This is a genomic window from Silvimonas amylolytica (assembly GCF_014645555.1).
Taxonomy (GTDB): Bacteria; Pseudomonadota; Gammaproteobacteria; order Burkholderiales; family Chitinibacteraceae; genus Silvimonas; species Silvimonas amylolytica.
Genome location: NZ_BMLY01000001.1, coordinates 107,648 through 121,454, shown reverse-complemented (window position 1 = coordinate 121,454; position 13,807 = coordinate 107,648). Strand labels below are relative to the sequence as shown.

At 56.7% G+C, this 13,807-nt stretch carries 14 protein-coding genes; 8 read left to right on the top strand and 6 right to left on the bottom strand.

Annotation, left to right across the window (positions count from 1 at the left end; translation table 11 throughout):
- The first annotated feature begins 43 nt into the window (after positions 1 to 43).
- The 4 genes from msrA (at position 44) to IEX44_RS00550 (ending at position 5,798) form a co-directional block, all read left to right on the top strand.
- On the top strand, positions 44 to 586 hold the full coding sequence (msrA, locus tag IEX44_RS00565) for a peptide-methionine (S)-S-oxide reductase MsrA (protein WP_188687654.1): 543 nt from the start codon (positions 44 to 46) through the stop codon (positions 584 to 586).
- Between the two features lie 140 nt (positions 587 to 726).
- The gene (dapC, locus tag IEX44_RS00560; protein ID WP_188687651.1) at positions 727 to 1,917 is read left to right on the top strand and encodes a succinyldiaminopimelate transaminase; all 1,191 of its coding nucleotides are present in this window, start codon (positions 727 to 729) and stop codon (positions 1,915 to 1,917) included.
- A gap of 93 nt (positions 1,918 to 2,010) precedes the next feature.
- On the top strand, positions 2,011 to 2,832 hold the full coding sequence (dapD, locus tag IEX44_RS00555) for a 2,3,4,5-tetrahydropyridine-2,6-dicarboxylate N-succinyltransferase (protein ID WP_188687649.1): 822 nt from the start codon (positions 2,011 to 2,013) through the stop codon (positions 2,830 to 2,832).
- A gap of 137 nt (positions 2,833 to 2,969) precedes the next feature.
- Positions 2,970 to 5,798: a M16 family metallopeptidase gene (locus tag IEX44_RS00550; RefSeq protein ID WP_188687647.1), complete on the top strand. Its 2,829-nt coding sequence runs from the start codon at positions 2,970 to 2,972 to the stop codon at positions 5,796 to 5,798.
- Between the two features lie 105 nt (positions 5,799 to 5,903).
- Here the strand turns inward: IEX44_RS00550 and rpoS are convergent, their stop codons facing one another.
- From rpoS to apaG, 5 genes are all read right to left on the bottom strand, one after another.
- On the bottom strand, positions 5,904 to 6,872 hold the full coding sequence (gene rpoS / locus IEX44_RS00545; protein WP_188687646.1) for an RNA polymerase sigma factor RpoS: 969 nt from the start codon (positions 6,870 to 6,872) through the stop codon (positions 5,904 to 5,906).
- Positions 6,873 to 6,874: 2 nt separating this feature from the next.
- Positions 6,875 to 7,900, bottom strand: coding sequence for a peptidoglycan DD-metalloendopeptidase family protein (locus tag IEX44_RS00540; RefSeq protein WP_188687644.1), 1,026 nt, complete (start codon positions 7,898 to 7,900; stop codon positions 6,875 to 6,877).
- 113 nt (positions 7,901 to 8,013) lie between these two features.
- Positions 8,014 to 8,685 carry a protein-L-isoaspartate(D-aspartate) O-methyltransferase gene (locus tag IEX44_RS00535; protein WP_188687642.1) on the bottom strand — a complete coding sequence of 224 codons (672 nt, stop codon included), beginning with the start codon at positions 8,683 to 8,685 and terminating at the stop codon, positions 8,014 to 8,016.
- On the bottom strand, positions 8,670 to 9,413 hold the full coding sequence (gene surE, locus IEX44_RS00530; RefSeq protein WP_188687640.1) for a 5'/3'-nucleotidase SurE: 744 nt from the start codon (positions 9,411 to 9,413) through the stop codon (positions 8,670 to 8,672). The genes IEX44_RS00535 and surE overlap by 16 nt, the downstream gene beginning before the upstream one ends.
- 161 nt (positions 9,414 to 9,574) lie before the next feature.
- The gene (apaG, locus tag IEX44_RS00525) at positions 9,575 to 9,958 is read right to left on the bottom strand and encodes a Co2+/Mg2+ efflux facilitator ApaG/CorD (protein WP_188687638.1); all 384 of its coding nucleotides are present in this window, start codon (positions 9,956 to 9,958) and stop codon (positions 9,575 to 9,577) included.
- 111 nt (positions 9,959 to 10,069) lie between these two features.
- On the opposite strand from apaG, the gene rpe reads away from it, so the two are divergent.
- Together rpe and IEX44_RS00515 are read left to right on the top strand one after the other, a co-directional pair.
- A complete protein-coding gene (rpe, locus tag IEX44_RS00520; RefSeq protein WP_188687636.1) occupies positions 10,070 to 10,756 on the top strand; it encodes a ribulose-phosphate 3-epimerase in 687 nt (228 codons plus the stop codon).
- 7 nt (positions 10,757 to 10,763) lie between these two features.
- Entirely contained in the window at positions 10,764 to 11,423 is a 660-nt protein-coding gene (locus IEX44_RS00515) for a phosphoglycolate phosphatase (RefSeq protein ID WP_188687635.1), read from the top strand.
- Positions 11,424 to 11,485: 62 nt separating this feature from the next.
- Here IEX44_RS00515 and IEX44_RS00510 read toward each other — a convergent pair whose 3' ends face one another.
- On the bottom strand, positions 11,486 to 11,983 hold the full coding sequence (locus tag IEX44_RS00510; protein WP_188687633.1) for a dihydrofolate reductase: 498 nt from the start codon (positions 11,981 to 11,983) through the stop codon (positions 11,486 to 11,488).
- A gap of 143 nt (positions 11,984 to 12,126) precedes the next feature.
- Between IEX44_RS00510 and IEX44_RS00505 the strand changes: the two genes are divergently transcribed.
- On the top strand, positions 12,127 to 12,831 hold the full coding sequence (locus IEX44_RS00505) for a UPF0149 family protein (protein WP_188687631.1): 705 nt from the start codon (positions 12,127 to 12,129) through the stop codon (positions 12,829 to 12,831).
- Between the two features lie 81 nt (positions 12,832 to 12,912).
- The gene (gene serB / locus IEX44_RS00500) at positions 12,913 to 13,758 is read left to right on the top strand and encodes a phosphoserine phosphatase SerB (protein ID WP_188687629.1); all 846 of its coding nucleotides are present in this window, start codon (positions 12,913 to 12,915) and stop codon (positions 13,756 to 13,758) included.
- Positions 13,759 to 13,807 lie beyond the last annotated feature (49 nt).

Here is a 13,807-nt window from a genome sequence, read left to right as displayed (position 1 = left end):
CGCGCAAGACGCGTGAATAACCTATCCCACAAGGAGAAACGTAATGACCACAGAAGTTGCGGTACTGGCCGGTGGCTGCTTCTGGTGCATGGAAGCCGTGTTCCAGCGTTTGCGGGGTGTCACTGCCGTGCAATCGGGCTACATGGGCGGTCATGTCGATCACCCCACCTACAAGGCTGTATGCACCGGTGAAACCGGTCACGCCGAGGTGTTGCGCATCGATTTTGACACCAGCGTGATCAAGTACGAGGACATCCTTGATGTGTACTTCACCATTCATGACCCGACGACACTGAATCGTCAGGGTGACGATGTGGGCACGCAGTATCGTTCCGAGGTGTTCTATCTGACTGCAGAACAAGAGCAAAAGGCGCGCGCCAAAATTGCGGAACTGACCGCAGCGGGCACCTTCCGTGACGCGATCGTTACGAAGATCACGCCGGCCCAGGTGTTCTGGCCCGCAGAGGACTACCACAATAGCTATTTCAACCAGCATGGCGAGCAACCGTATTGCTCGCTGGTAGTGGCCTCCAAAGTGCAAAAGCTGCTGAAGTATTTCCCTTCGCAAGCCAAAGAAAGCCTGTAACCGGTTTTGTGTTGCAGTCCTTATCAGAACGGCGGATCGCGCAAGCGCTCCGCCGTTTTTACGGCCATCACACGGTACGGGTGCCGCACAGATCATAACGCCGTTATAATTGCGATTTTCCCCAAGGGCCCGCCGCGACCATGTCACCCCGGCTTGATGATCTGCATCCCTATCCTTTTCAGAAGCTCAAGGCGTTATTTCAGGGCGTTACGCCCAACCCGGCGCTCAAGGCAGTAAATCTGTCGATTGGCGAGCCCAAGCACGCCACGCCTGCGCTGATCAAGGATGCACTAATCCATCACCTGGATGGTCTGTCGGCCTATCCGGCCACTTTGGGTAGCGATACCCTGCGCATGGCCATCAGCCAGTGGATTGCCCGGCGCTACGGGATTCCTGCACCGGATGCGTCGACACAGATCATTCCCGTCAATGGGAGCCGCGAGGCACTCTTCTCCTTTGCGCAAGCCATGATCGATACAAGTGGCAGCACCAGGCCCGTCGTCATCTCTCCCAATCCGTTTTATCAGATTTATGAAGGTGCAGCGCTACTGGCCGGCGCCGAGCCGTTTTACGTGAACTGTCTGGCGCAAAACCAGTTTCAGCCAGATTGGGACCAGGTGCCCGAAGAAGTCTGGCAACGCACGCAGCTAGTGTTTGTGTGTTCACCTGGCAATCCCACTGGTGCGGTCGCTTCGCTGGATGACTGGCGTCGTCTGTTTGCACTCTCTGATCGTTATGGATTTGTGATTGCCAGTGACGAGTGTTATTCGGAAATCTATTTTGGGGAGCAGCGCCCGCTCGGCGGACTGGAAGCTGCGCACAAACTGGGGCGCGATGATCGCCGGTTGGTGGTGTTCAGTTCTTTGTCCAAGCGTTCGAATGTTCCGGGCCTGCGCTCAGGTTTTGTGGCCGGTGACGCACAACTTCTCGGCAAATTCTTGCTATACCGCACCTATCATGGCTGCGCCATGAGCCCATCGATACAGGCGGCCAGTGAAGCAGGCTGGAATGACGAGGCCCACGTCGTCGAGAACCGGGCCCTGTACGCCGCCAAATTTGCCGCAGTCACGCCCAGGCTGGCCGAGGTGATGGATGTCTCGCTGCCGGATGCGTCGTTCTACCTGTGGGCCGCTACGCCAATCAGCGACACGGAATTCGCGCGCCGGCTCTATGCTGAACAGCATGTAACCGTGTTGCCGGGCTCTTATCTGGCACGTGACGCCCATGGCATCAACCCGGGCGCCAATCGGGTGCGCATTGCACTGGTGGCACCCCTGGAAGACTGTGTGATCGCGGCCGAGCGTATCGTGCATTTCTGCAAGAATCTGTAATACCGGCCAGCGTTTGCTGAGTCCGCAACATCTCGCGTGGCCTGCTGCACGCCGCGCCGTTTTACCACCATTGAAAATAGACAGGAAAAAGCCATGAGCAATCTGCAGTCCGTGATCGAATCCGCGTTCGAGAACCGTGCCGAAATCAACCCCGGCAATGCAACGGCCGAAGTGCGCGACGCCGTCAACGAAGCCATCAACGGCCTCGACAAGGGTCTGTGGCGCGTGGCCGAAAAAGTAGACGGCCAATGGCAAACCAACCAATGGCTGAAAAAGGCCGTGCTGTTGTCATTTCGCCTGAACGACAACGTACCGATGGCCGGTGGCTGCACCCAATACTTCGACAAGGTGCCGAGCAAGTTTGCCGACTACACCGAAGCCGATTTTCGTGCTGGCGGTTTTCGCGTTGTGCCAAACGCGATCGCGCGCCGCGGCTCGTACATCGCAAAAAATGTGGTCCTGATGCCCTCCTACGTCAACATCGGCGCTTATGTCGATGAAGGCACCATGGTGGATACATGGGCCACCGTGGGCTCTTGCGCACAGATTGGCAAAAACGTGCACCTGTCCGGCGGCGTTGGCATCGGTGGCGTGCTGGAGCCATTGCAAGCCGGTCCTACCATTATTGAAGACAATTGCTTTATCGGTGCTCGCTCCGAAGTGGTTGAAGGTGTTGTGGTCGAAGAAGGCTCCGTGATCTCGATGGGCGTCTATATCGGCCAGTCCACCAAGATTTATGACCGCGAAACCGGTGAAGTCACCTACGGCCGCATCCCCGCCGGTTCCGTCGTTGTTTCTGGCAACCTGCCTTCCAAAGACGGCAGCTACAGCCTGTACTGTGCCGTCATTGTGAAGAAGGTCGATGCCAAGACCCGCGGCAAGGTTGGCATCAACGAACTTCTGCGCGGCATTTAATTCAAACGCAACCGTAGCCCGGGTTTGGCAGGTAGTCCGCCCGCCCGGGCTTGCGGCCGCGTTGCGCACTTCACCTGGTGCGCCACACCGGTCACCCGTGATCTGATCACCTTGAACAAGAGACTCGGTATCCACTCATGCCATTGATTCGCAAGCTACTGCTCGCTTCGCTTCTTTCCTCCGGCCTTGTTTGCCTGGCCTATGCCGATACTGGCTTCCCGCAAGATAAAAGTGATCTGAAAGCCGACCCTGCCGTCACGTGGGGCACGCTGGACAATGGTGTGCGTTACGCCATCATGCCCAACGCCGAACCCAAAGGTCGTGCCAGTCTGCGGCTATTGGTCAAGGCGGGCTCGCTGAACGAAACAGACGACCAGCAAGGGCTTGCGCATTTTCTTGAGCACATGGCGTTCAAGGGCAGTACGCATTACAAACCAGGTACGCTGGTTAACTATTTCCAGCGTCTGGGCATGGGCATGGGTAGCGATGCCAATGCCAATACGGGTCAGGACCGCACGGTTTACCAACTGGAACTGCCGGACACCAAGCCGCATACACTCCAGGAAGGATTGCAGGTCTTTGCGGATTTTTCTGGTGGCCTGTTGTTGCAACAAGACCAGATTGATGGCGAGCGCGGCGTTATCCTGAGCGAAAAGCGCGCACGTGATTCTGTGGCATTCCGCAGCTACAAGGCAGAGGTCGGCTTCCTGCTGCCGGGCTCCCTGCCCGCTGCCCGCATGCCAATTGGCATTGATGAAGTCATTCAGCAAAGCAAGCGCGACCGGTTTGTCGATCTGTACAACACCTGGTACCGCCCGGATCGCATCACGGTAGTGGCAGTTGGCGATCTCAACGTCAAACAGACTGTCGCGTTGATCCAGAAAGAATTTGGTGAACTGGCACCCCGCGCACCAGAACGTCCGTACCCCGATCTCAAACTACCTACCAGCATCACTGGTGCAGAGTTTGGTTATCACCATGAAGCGGATGCGCCCAATACCAACATCAGCATCCAGACACTGCAGCCCTTCCCAGGCAAAGACAGTGGCGATATCCGTTTGAGTGATCAAACGCTGCAACTGGCGCTCGACATGCTCTCGCGTCGTCTGGATATCCTGGCACACAAAGAGAACTCCCCACTCAATGGCTCATACGCCGGCGTCTACGACCTGTTCCAGCAAGTGCGGATTGGCACGATTGGGGCGTCGGCCAAGCCAGAGCAATGGCAGGCCGCACTCGGGTTGATTGACCAGCAACTGCGTAGTGCACTGGATCACGGCTTTACCGCGCAAGAACTGCAAGTGGCTGTCGCCAATCTGCGCACGGATCTGGATCAATCCGTTGCCAGTGCCGCAACCCGCCGCTCCGATCGTCTTGCGGGAGCCATTACTGATGCGCTGAACGACGGGAACGTCTTTACCTCGCCCGCCCAGGACAAAGCGTTGCTTGGCCCCTTGCTGGACAAGGTCACGCCCGAAGATTGCGTCGCAGCGTTACGCAAATCCTGGGCAGGTGGTCGCCGGATTTTTGTTTCAGGCAACGTCAAACTGAATGACCCGCAAAAAGAGATCAAAGCGGCCTGGACGCAAAGTCAAACCGTCGCAACGACCAATGGCGCCAATAGCAATAGCCTGAAGTTCCCCTACACGGACTTTGGTGCGGCTGGCAAAGTTGCATCGCAAAAACGGCTGACCGATCTGGACGTCACGCAAGTCACCTTCACTAACGGGGTGCGTCTGAATCTCAAACAGACGCCCTTCCAGGCGAACACCATCAACGTCTCGATGCGTGTGGGTGCAGGGCGACTGACGGAGCCGGCGGCAACCCAGCCGGGCCTGGCGTGGCTCACCTGGTTGACCTTCAAAGCGGGCGGCCTCGACAAGCTGAGTATTGATGATCTGGACGCTGCGCTGGCTGGCAAACAGGTCGGCATGGATTTCCGCGTTTCCAATGACGCATTTACCTTTGGTGGCAGTACTAACCAGGACAACCTGCTCCTGCAAATGCAGTTGCTCACAGCTTATTTGACCCATGCCGGTTATCGTCCGGAATCGCTGACTATGGCTCGCAAGGTGATTGTCGAGACGCAAGCAGATCTGGCCCATACGCCTGAGGGTTTGTTGCAGACGCGTATTGAATCCGAACTGGCCAATCACGATCCGCGCTTTGGTATCCCGGATGAAAAAGTGCTGATGTCACGCACCCTGGAAGAAGTCAAAAACTGGCTGCAACCACAATTGGACAAAGGCCCGCTGGAAGTCTCTATTGTTGGCGATATCGATGTCAACAAAACCATCGCTGCCGTCGCCCAGACCCTGGGTACTCTCCCTGAGAGAGAAGTAAAGCCTGACTACACCAATCAGCGTATCGTCAACTTCCCAGACAAGGCGGAGACCCAGCGCTTTACGGTTTCTACTGAAATCAATCGCGGTCTGGTGTACATCGTATGGCCGGCAGCGGACGGCCGTGACATCCACCTCGCCCGTCGTTTCAACCTGTTGGCCGAGGTTTTCAAGAATCGACTGTGGGATACCATCCGCACGCAGATGGGCAGTTCATACAGTCCCGAAGCCTTTGCACAACTCAGCGAAACCTTCACCGGTTATGGCTTGGTCGGTGTGCTGATCACGGTAGAACCCGAGCAAGCTGACAAAGTTGCTGCGGCGGTGAACAAGATTGCGGCAGACATGCAGGCGCACGGCGTGACAGAGGACGAACTGGAACGCGCACGCGCACCTATCCTGACCGGCATTCGCGACTCCGAACGCACCAATGGTTACTGGTTGGGTACCGTGCTGAATGGTTCACAGGAAATTCCAGCCAAACTGGATTGGGCCCGCAGCCGCGCCAGCGACTATCAGAGCATTACCAAGGCCGATCTGGATTCGTTGGCAAGGCACTATCTGGCAAAGGATCGGAGCTTCAACTTTATTGTCGTGCCCGACCACAAGATCACCAGCAAGTAAGTGATTGTTGCAAAAACAAAAAAGGCTGAATGACACATCGTCATTCAGCCTTTTTATATGCCCAGACTGGTCAACAAAACAGCCTGGGGCGAACATCTTGCATTGTCAGAGCACCACGTCGCGCGTTACACCGTAGCGACGCAAAATGCGGCGCAGTTGTTCCAGTGCTTCAATCTGGATCTGGCGCACACGTTCACGAGTCAGATTCAGGCTGGCGGCAAGGTCTTCCAGCGTGCAGATTTCATATCCATTCAGACCGTACCGACGCTCAATGACCATGCGCTGCTTGTCGTTGAGCTGCTTAAGCCACTCGCGGACATAACGCTCGATTTCCATATTCTGCAGCAGTGTTTCCGGGCCTTCGTGTTGCTCATCCGGAATCGACTCACCAATGGTCAACATCGGGTCGATATCCAGCGGTGCATCCAGCGAAGCCACACGCTCATTCAGACCCATCACCCGGCGGACATCCTCCACCGGCTTGCCAACCAGCGCAGCAACATCTTCCACCGTTGGTTCGTGACCCATGCGGGCTTCCAGGTGGCGCTGTGCACGCAGATAAACGTTGAGTTCCTTGATCACGTGGACCGGCAGCCGGATCGTGCGCGACTGATTCATGATCGCGCGCTCGATACTCTGGCGAATCCACCACGTTGCGTAAGTTGAAAAACGGAACCCACGCTCAGGATCAAATTTCTCCAGTGCATGCATCAGACCGATGTTGCCTTCCTCAATGAGGTCCAGCAGGGTCATGCCCCGGTTGATGTAGTGCTTGGCGATATTCACCACGAGCCGCAGGTTATGCTCGATCATTTTTTGCCGGGCCTGGAAATCACCCTGCACAACACGACGCGCGAGGGCGCGCTCTTCATCCGGCGTCAACAGCGGGCTATGGCCGATTTCATTCAGATAAATCTGAGTGACATCGCCAGTGCTTTCATAGACAGGAGCGTCTGCTTCCTCGGCAGCAACAGACTCCGCCTCACCATCCCCTTCTGCTTCATTCTCGATTGACTCGAGGTCTTCTTCCTCAAGTAATGCTTCGTCTTCCAGGATATCGATTTGATCGTTCATGGTTAGTCTGAGTGGATGTATTTGGCTGGATCGACCGGTTTGCCAAATCTGCGGATTTCAAAATGCAGCTTGACCTGGTCGGCATCGGTATTGCCCATCTCCGCGATCTTTTCACCCTTCTTGACGATGTCGCCCTCCTTGACCAGCAACTTGCTGTTATGCGCATACGCGCTCAAGAACTCGGTGTTGTGCTTGATGATGATCATTTTGCCGTACCCGCGCAGGCCACTTCCGGCATAAACCACCTTACCGGACGCTGACGCAACCACAGACTGCCCCATTTTCCCGAGAATATCAATACCTCTGCTTTCATCATTGAAAGCTTTGGCTGGCTGCCCGGAAGTGGGCCAGATCCAATCTACGTCTGCCGAGGCTGCATCCGCTGGTGCAGAGGCCGGCCCGGAAGCCGCTTTTACGTTACCTTTTGTAACACTATCGGACGATATCGCAGTTTCTGAAGCGACGACCGGTCGGGCTGCCGCGCCATTATCAGGCTGTGGCTTTGATACAACGGCAGGACCCTCAGCCATTGCAGCAATGGCACTTGCATTCTGTGCGCTGTATGGCAGCTTCATTGCCTTCGGATAGCTTTTGTTCACGGAGGCCGAAGCAGCCGGCACAGTGGGCGCAGCCGTTACTGCAGGCGCCGCACCGGCATCTTTCAGTGGCCGCGTTTCTACAACACCAGCCGGGGCAGTCGTACTTCCTGGTGAGGTCAATCGCAAAACCTGCCCTACCTTGATCGCATTCACGTCATCCAGATTGTTCCAGGCAGCAAGGTCTCGCCAGGCCACGCCATGATCCATGGCAATCCGGTACAAACCATCTCCCTTCTGGACGGTATATGTTTCACCAGAAGGAGTGGCCAGGGGCGTTACTACAGGCTGGGTCTTGGGTGGAGTAGTCGAGATCGCGGCAGGCGTGCTCTGCTGATAACGGTCAACAATGGGGGCCGGCTGGGTTGGCTGATTGGCGCAAGCGGCCAACAGCAACACGGTGGCGGGGGCAATGAGACGCTGCCAGTTCACTCAATTTCTCCTTGGTTTTTTTAATCTGATGCTGATTGCGGGTAATTGTTCTTGGTTTGTGTAACAACCGCATGTATGTAGCACTGGCAAGCCGCGCGCAGCCACAGCAAAATTCACGCTGTACCGGGCAGCAGGGGCACAAACTTCACCCGTTCCAGCTTTTGCTCGACCGGACCTTCCGGAGTGAGTTCAATCATGCGCAACTCCTGGGTCTCGCCGCCCACCGGGAAAATCATCCGGCCACCGGGTTTGAGCTGGGCAATCATGGCTTCCGGGACAATCGGTGCGGCAGCGGTCAGCATGATGACGTCAAACGGGCCACTATCAGGCAGCCCACGACTCCCGTCGCCATGGCGCAAACGTGTATTGAGCACACCCAGCGACGCGAGACGATCCCGCGCCTGTTTGGCCAATCCGCCGATACGCTCAATGGAATACACGGTTTTGAAGAACTGCGCCAGGACCGTAGTCTGGTAGCCGCAACCGGTACCAATCTCCAGCACTTTGTCGTGTTGCGCCGCCCCCAGTGCCAGTTCGGTCATGCGGGCGACAATATAAGGCTGCGAAATGGTCTGCCCATGGCCGATCGGTAATGACATATCGTCATACGCTTTGTGCGAGATCGCTTCATCCACGAAAGCGTGTCGTGGCACCTCTCCCATCACCGCCAGTACCTCTGGATGGGCGATTCCCTGGCTTTTAAGGCGTTCAATCATGCGGCTGCGCGTGCGGGCTGACGTCATGCCCATTCCGGGCACGTTATTGAAATTCATGCGCATAGCCATTTCGAAACCGTCTCCAGTCCGGTATAGGCAGTGAGGTCGATGGAAAGCGGCGTCACGGAGACAAACCCGTTCGCCACTGCATAAAAATCTGTGCCTTCACCGCAAATCGCGGCGCTACCAACCGGACCGACCCACCAGATCGGATCCCCACGCGGGTTCTCGCTTTTGATCACTGACGCGGCGCGATGCCGCCGACCAAGCCGCGTTGTGAGCTTGCCGCGGATTTCGTCGTACGGCAGGTCTGGCACATTCACGTTCAGCAACGTTGGCTGCGCAAAAGGTTGCTTGATCAGTTGCCGTACCAGATCGCACGCGACGCGGGCTGCGGTTTCAAAATGCTGTGGATTTCGCGATGCCAGCGAGAAAGCCAGCGATGTTACGCCCAGCAGGTAGCCTTCGGTCGCGGCGGCCACGGTGCCGGAGTAAATCGTGTCATCACCCATATTGGCGCCGTGATTGATACCGGAAATCACCAGGTCAGGCAGATCTTCCATCAGGCCGGTTGCGGCCAGGTGGACACAATCGGTCGGCGTGCCATTGACATACAAAAACCCGTTCGGCGCCCTTTTTACGCTCAGCGGCCGATCTAGCGTCAAAGAGTTGCTAGACCCGCTTCTGTCGCGCTCAGGCGCACAAATCATGACTTCATGCTCATCCGCCAGTGCCTCGGCCAACGCCGCGATACCGGTCGCGAAATACCCATCATCATTGGAAACTAATATACGCATGCGGCCTCCACTGCGGCGTATTCTAGCCGCATGAACGGAGACGGCGAAGCAGTGACAGAACGAGCGTTGCGTATTGCCGCCTTGCCGGAGCCCGAAAGGCCCGCCGATTCATGCGCGGCGGGCTCTGGCGTTGTCAAGAGATGCCCGCAACCGGACATGTATCAGTGCAGGGTACGCGGTACGGAAAGCAGAAATTCAGGGATTTGCGCATCAAACAACGTGCCGTCGGTAGTGCGCATCTGGTAACTGCCACGCATGGTACCCACCGGGCACTCCAGCGTGGTGCCACTCATGTACTCAAACGACTGGCCCGGTTCGAGCACCGGCTGTTCACCAATCACCCCTAGCCCGCTCACTTCCTGCTCACGCCCTTCCATATCCCGAATGATCCAGTGCCGGGAGATCAACTGCACGGTCACCGGGCTGCGATTGGTGATGGCGATACGATAGGCAAAGACGTAGTGATCTTCGGCCTCGTCCGACTGATCGGGGACGTAACTCGCGTGCGGGACGATCTCAATTATAAATTCCGGCTTTTCGCTCATGGTTTATGCCTGCTCCAGGGTGTTTTACATATTAGCAGTGCATGCGAACGGCCTGCATGTCTTATGCGATACAATTGGCGGGAGTGTCTTATCCATTTCACGGAGTTCTTCATGGCTGAATATCGCATCGCCCCCAGCATTCTTTCCGCAGACTTTGCCCGCCTGGGTGAGGAAGTGCGCAACGTGACCGAGGCAGGGGCAAGCCTGATCCACTTTGATGTGATGGACAATCACTATGTACCCAACTTGACGATCGGTCCGCTGGTGTGCGAGGCAATTCGCCCCCATACCACGCTGCCCATTGATGTGCATCTGATGGTCAAGCCGGTTGATCGCATCATTCCCGATTTTGCCAAAGCGGGTGCCAATATCATCACATTCCACCCGGAAGCCTCGGACCACATTGACCGCTCTCTGGGCTTGATCCGTGATCATGGCTGCCAATCTGGTCTTGTTTTCAACCCGGCCACCTCGCTGGACTACCTTGACTACGTGCTGGACAAAGTTGACATGGTATTGCTGATGTCGGTCAATCCGGGCTTTGGCGGTCAGTCGTTTATCCCCGAAATGCTGGAAAAAGCCCGCCAGGCCCGTGCCAGGCTGGACAAATACAAGGATAAGACCGGCCGCCACATCCACCTGGAAATCGACGGCGGCGTGAAGGTCGACAATATTGGTGAAATTGCGGCGGCTGGCGTTGATACCTTTGTTGCTGGCTCCGCCATCTTCGGCCATCCGGACTACCGCGCCATCATCAGCGCGATGCATCAGGAAATCGACCGCCACCTTGCCAAGTGAGCGTGCCATGGAAATCAAGGCCTTTGCATTTGATCTGGACGGCACGCTGGTTGATTCGATCGCCGATCTGGCACGCGCAGCCAATGCCGCGCGCGCGGATCTGGGGCTGGCACCGCTCACCGAAGCGCGCGTCGCCAGTTACGTGGGCGACGGCGCGTCCTCGCTGGTCGCGCGTACGCTGGCAGATGACCATGGCGCGGAATTTACCGGTACAGCCCTGCAAAAAGAAGCGATGAATCACTTCGACATGCACTACAAGCGGGGCCTGACCATCGACACCACGTTCTACCCACAAGTGCAGATCACGTTATCGCGACTACACGAACGCGGCTTTCCGCTTGCCATTGTCACCAACAAGCCAGAGCGCTACACCTTGCCGCTACTGCGCGAACTGGGCGTGAGCGAGCACTTCGAGGTGGTTGTCGCTGGCGATACCTTGCCGCATAAAAAACCCTCGCCAGAGCCGTTGCTGCATGTTGCCGCCCGACTGGGCATCAGCCCGACAGAACTCTTGATGGTGGGCGATTCCAAAAACGATGTGCTGGCAGCACAGGCGGCCGAATGTCCGGTCATTGCCGTGAGCTACGGTTATGGTGGCCAGATGGACGATATGGGCGCAGATCGTGTCATTCACCACTTTGCTGATTTGCTGGAATTCATCGACTAGCAAATGCGACAGCAACAAAAAAGGCGCCCCAAAAGCGCCTTTTTTGTATTTCAGCAAGCAAATCAACCCTTGCGGTGATAGTCCACCCAGGCAAAACGCGCGCCACTGGTTTCATCCACCGCTGACTCACGCGCGGTTTCCTGCCATTCGTTGCGGTCAAATTCCGGGAAATACGCGTCACCCGCCGGGGCTAGGTCAACCTCCGTCAGATACAGTGCATCGGCCACTGGCAGTGACTGACGATAGACTTCACCCCCGCCAATCACAAATACGCGCGCCAGACCGTCACATGCGGCGAGCGCGGCTTCGATACTCGGGTAGGCTTCGGCACCTTCAGCCTGCCAGCCGGCCTGACGGGTAATCACCAGGTTGCGGCGCCCCGGCAACGGCCGGCCCAGCGAATCCCACGTTTTACGCCCCATCAAGATGGGCTGACCCAACGTGCGCGCCTTGAAACGCTTGAGATCTTCCGGCAAACGCCACGGCAGGCGGTTTTCGATGCCGATCACACCATTGCTGCCCATGGCAGCAATCAGGACGACTTCGGGGCGTTGGCTCATAGCGACTCCGGTACACACAGTGCAGTAAAGGCGGCATTGTGGGCGAAGCTGCGTCCGAGGGCAACGGCCGCGCAATGGCCGCCAGGCTGGATCGCGTAACAGGTACAATAGTGGCTTGATTGTCTGATACCGGATTTAACGCAATGACCGTGCAACCACTCGACGACCAGGAATTTGATCGCCTGGACACTTTCCTGATGTGCCCGCGCACGCCCGAAGCCACCATGGACCTGGAAATGCTGGATGGTTTCCTCGTCGCACTGAATATTGGCCCGGAAGAAGTCCCGGAAGACGAATGGTTGCCCGCCGTGTTTGATGGTCAGGTACCCGAGTTCTCTGACAAGATCGAAGCCGACGACATCATGGATTTGATCCGTCGTCACGCAACCACTGTGCGAGAAGCCTTCTCCGCCAAGAGTCGCGCACGTCCGGGCGAACAAGCACTTTACTACCCGCTGATTCTCAATGACGAAGGTATGGACGAGAAGTGGCAGGAAACCATCGGCCAGTACTGGGCATCCGGTTTCCATGCTGGCGTGGCCGTGCGTGAAGAAGCCTGGCAAGGCGCCATGGATGAAAGCGATGACTTCTACAACACCATTGCCCGCATTCTGACCCTGGAGCTGGGTCATGACCCGGATGATGAAGAAGAAAAGAAAATCACCATCAAACAGCGCGAAGACCGGCTGGATGAACTGCCATGGCTGATTGAAGAGCTGATGTATTACTGGCTGGAACAACGCTTTGGCAAGGTGGAAACCGTCAAGAACGAAGAACCCAAAGTCGGCCGCAACGACCCCTGCCCGTGCGGTAGCGGCAAAAAATACAAGAAGTGCCACGGCGCCTGATTGCGCCTGCAAAGACGAAGCCCGGCCCTGAACTGCCGGGCTGCATCAAGATCATCCACCCACTGATTACTGATCCCGCCCATGTATCGACTTGTCATTCAGGCTCCGGAAATTGAAACCCCGAATCTCAAACAGCTGGCACGCCTGTCTGGCGCCGGTGAAATCCAGGCGGTAAGCCAGCAAGCGTTCCACCTGATTGGTGCCGACATTGCCAACGAAGAAGCGGTCTCTGATTTTTGCGAATCAATCCAGCACGACTGGGCCTTCATCCCCGAAGACATTCATGTGCGCGACATTGGGTTGGTGGTCATGGATATGGACTCAACCCTGATCACCATCGAGTGCATTGACGAGATTGCCGACATGGTCGGCATCAAGCCGCAAGTTGCCGAGATCACTGCCGCCGCGATGCGGGGCGAACTGGATTTCAAAGAGAGCCTGACCCGGCGCGTTGCGTTGCTGGCTGGACTGGATGCCAGCGCCCTGCAGCGCGTATACGACGAGCGTCTGAAGCTGATGGCTGGCGCTGAAGTGATGCTGAAGGGTTTCCAGGCGGCCGGCGCAAAAACGCTGTTGATTTCCGGCGGGTTCACCTTCTTTACCAGCAAGCTGCAAACGCGCTTGAACCTGACCCGCACCATTGCCAATGAACTGGAAATCATCGATGGCAAACTGACTGGCCGGGTGATTGGCGACATTGTCGATGCGCAACGCAAAAAAAGCGAGTTGATCCGCATGCGCGAAGAACTGGGTCTGCGTGCAGATCAAGTGGTTGCCATGGGTGATGGTGCCAATGATTTACCCATGTTGCACGAAGCCGGTTTTGGCGTGGCCTGTCATGCCAAACCCAAGGTCCAGGCGGAAGCCCCGTACTGTATCAACCACGTCGGACTGGATGGCGTACTGAACTACTTTGTGACTCCGTAACAAAGCGCCACCCTCAACAAAAAAGCGCCCTCACCGGCGCTTTTTTGTT

What these genes read in the sequence shown, in the direction of transcription:
- msrA (WP_188687654.1), top strand. Translation starts at nt 44, where the DNA reads ATGACCACAGAAGTTGCGGTACTGGCCGGTGGCTGCTTCTGGTGCATG.
- IEX44_RS00535 (WP_188687642.1), bottom strand. Translation starts at nt 8,685, where the DNA reads ATGGCTATGCGCATGAATTTCAATAACGTGCCCGGAATGGGCATGACG.
- IEX44_RS00550 (WP_188687647.1), top strand. Translation starts at nt 2,970, where the DNA reads ATGCCATTGATTCGCAAGCTACTGCTCGCTTCGCTTCTTTCCTCCGGC.
- dapD (WP_188687649.1), top strand. Translation starts at nt 2,011, where the DNA reads ATGAGCAATCTGCAGTCCGTGATCGAATCCGCGTTCGAGAACCGTGCC.
- serB (WP_188687629.1), top strand. Translation starts at nt 12,913, where the DNA reads ATGTATCGACTTGTCATTCAGGCTCCGGAAATTGAAACCCCGAATCTC.
- IEX44_RS00505 (WP_188687631.1), top strand. Translation starts at nt 12,127, where the DNA reads ATGACCGTGCAACCACTCGACGACCAGGAATTTGATCGCCTGGACACT.
- rpe (WP_188687636.1), top strand. Translation starts at nt 10,070, where the DNA reads ATGGCTGAATATCGCATCGCCCCCAGCATTCTTTCCGCAGACTTTGCC.
- surE (WP_188687640.1), bottom strand. Translation starts at nt 9,413, where the DNA reads ATGCGTATATTAGTTTCCAATGATGATGGGTATTTCGCGACCGGTATC.
- apaG (WP_188687638.1), bottom strand. Translation starts at nt 9,958, where the DNA reads ATGAGCGAAAAGCCGGAATTTATAATTGAGATCGTCCCGCACGCGAGT.
- rpoS (WP_188687646.1), bottom strand. Translation starts at nt 6,872, where the DNA reads ATGAACGATCAAATCGATATCCTGGAAGACGAAGCATTACTTGAGGAA.
- dapC (WP_188687651.1), top strand. Translation starts at nt 727, where the DNA reads ATGTCACCCCGGCTTGATGATCTGCATCCCTATCCTTTTCAGAAGCTC.
- IEX44_RS00515 (WP_188687635.1), top strand. Translation starts at nt 10,764, where the DNA reads ATGGAAATCAAGGCCTTTGCATTTGATCTGGACGGCACGCTGGTTGAT.
- IEX44_RS00510 (WP_188687633.1), bottom strand. Translation starts at nt 11,983, where the DNA reads ATGAGCCAACGCCCCGAAGTCGTCCTGATTGCTGCCATGGGCAGCAAT.